The organism is Bacteroides rodentium JCM 16496 (genome assembly GCF_000614125.1).
Lineage (GTDB): Bacteria > Bacteroidota > Bacteroidia > Bacteroidales > Bacteroidaceae > Bacteroides > Bacteroides rodentium.
In genome coordinates this window covers 1-1,939 of sequence record NZ_BAKJ01000125.1, presented here as the reverse complement: position 1 = coordinate 1,939, position 1,939 = coordinate 1, and the positions used below count along the sequence as shown (strand labels likewise).

Sequence of the window (1,939 nt, the reverse complement as noted above, 5' to 3'; positions counted from 1 at the left end):
CGATATGTTGATAATTCCCTTATTCAAATCTTTCGTCAAATTGCCGTTGGCATCGTAAGTATATTCATTGGCTTGCTTCGCGGCATCCTTGAACTCGAATCTGTTGTTATAGGCAGAAGCCGCAACGGCATCGTCCACACGGTTCAGACGGTTGCCGTCCAGAATGAAAGTCAGGTTGTCAATCAGGTCATACGAGGAAGTGCTTGTCTGTCCGTAACATTGTGGCTTTTCAAAACTCCCGTTACGTCAAGCGGATGCGTCAATATATGAAAATCCCTGCCTATACACACAATGATATAAGCAGGGAATCATTTAGTTTATCGAATTAAAGATTCGGAGTAGGGCAACGACCATATTGTATATTGATCAAAGATTCATGCTTATATCCATACCACCAATACATATCCCCATCTCCTCTATAGAGTGGATCAAAATGGTATTTCTCTGGAGTCACACATGTTATGGTAATCGTTCTATCCGTTTTCTTTAATAAAATATTGGCAAATATTTCATCTATATAAAAGTCATATCCCTTATAGCCAAACACCCCTAATGTCGATCGGAAATCTGAAAAACGAAAAAGATAGTAGTTTACAAAAATTCCAATATGAGGATTGCCCCATTTTTCTTCAGGATCAGAGTAACTTCCATCTTCAATACAGAAAAAGAAAAAAACTTTTTCCTTTCTATTTTGATATTCCGGACATTCTTCTGTTTTTATAATGATTGAATCCAAAATTGGATACAACGATTCCTCCGGTTCATATACATTCAGTTCCTTCGTGATATAATCATCAGCCTTATAAATGTAAGGCTTAATGTTTACAACTTCCACATAAGAATGACATCCCCAAAACAAGAATGGCAGAAATACTACTGATAAAAGTTGTGAAAATTTTCCCATAACATTATATTTACAATTTTATACTATCGTTCCAAAATACGGATGATACGTTTTCGTAATTTGTTATTTCTTTTTGTAGAATATAAGTACTTCAGACAAACTTCCGAATCAATAGTATCGTGTATAGGATTTCGCAAATCAGAAAAAACTCTTGAAATTTTATCTTCACTCTCCTTTTTCAACAAAGATAAGAAAAGCGACACATTATCCGATGCTATTATCTGAAACAGTGCCTCATTTCGATACTCTCCTAATTCAACATTACTCATATACTTGTTTTCATAAGCACATAGGAAAGAACTCATTTCTGTAACGGAAAGTTTCTCCTTCTTACAAATTTTCTCCATTACTTGTGCAATCTCTTGATAATTTTCTACTTGTGAAAATGAATTCAGACACAAGAATGAGAAAGTTATAAAAAAAAGTAATCTCATATTTATTCCTTTTTATTTATCAAATCTATTCTTTTAATAATAATTCTTCCTTGACTATTTCCTACGTTAGGATTTGATTCATTCCACTTAAAATGAGAAAAAAAGGATTTGGCATCTTTGGGATTGATTGTAATACAACCTTGCGAGCCTCTACTATTGTAGTTTCCATTATCGCTTTTTCCTGAATGTACATTTACATATTGCATTTGTACTTCATTCCCATCCTTATCAAAGCCTTTTGTGTGCCTGTTTCCGGATTCATCTACAATGTTTAGCCCTTTTTGAGTACCTCCTTTATGCCCACTTTTATTATTAAAATCATATTCCCCTTCGGCTATTGTATTATAATTGGTTGAATTATCTTTATTGCTAACAGAGTTAGGATAACTGCTCCCTTCATAAATGCCTACCACTTCACCGTTTTGAATTACCTGAATAGTGGCTGTATACGTTTCTCCACTTTTACCTCTATCTAAAGGGCGCCTGTTTTGATCTATTACAGAAATGGTATCTGTTCCTAATGGGTCTATATATTTTAACGGATTATTTAAACAGTAAGCAAATGGGTTCGCTGAATAATAATTCTCAGCAGAAGGGCCCA

Annotated in this window: 2 protein-coding genes and 2 pseudogenes; all 4 read right to left on the bottom strand. The window is 34.4% G+C overall.

The window, feature by feature from the left end; translation table 11 throughout:
* Positions 1-222 (bottom strand): annotated as a pseudogene (locus tag JCM16496_RS25360) (RHS repeat domain-containing protein); the annotation flags it as partial.
* A gap of 103 nt (positions 223-325) precedes the next feature.
* Positions 326-904 carry a hypothetical protein gene (locus JCM16496_RS20960; RefSeq protein ID WP_025836419.1) on the bottom strand — a complete coding sequence of 193 codons (579 nt, stop codon included), beginning with the start codon at positions 902-904 and terminating at the stop codon, positions 326-328.
* Between the two features lie 23 nt (positions 905-927).
* Positions 928-1,338: a hypothetical protein gene (locus JCM16496_RS20955; protein WP_025836418.1), complete on the bottom strand. Its 411-nt coding sequence runs from the start codon at positions 1,336-1,338 to the stop codon at positions 928-930.
* A 2-nt stretch (positions 1,339-1,340) separates the two neighbouring features.
* Positions 1,341-1,939: pseudogene (locus JCM16496_RS22855) on the bottom strand (hypothetical protein); the annotation flags it as partial.

What these genes read in the sequence shown, in the direction of transcription:
- JCM16496_RS20955 (WP_025836418.1), bottom strand. Translation starts at nt 1,338, where the DNA reads ATGAGATTACTTTTTTTTATAACTTTCTCATTCTTGTGTCTGAATTCA.
- JCM16496_RS20960 (WP_025836419.1), bottom strand. Translation starts at nt 904, where the DNA reads ATGGGAAAATTTTCACAACTTTTATCAGTAGTATTTCTGCCATTCTTG.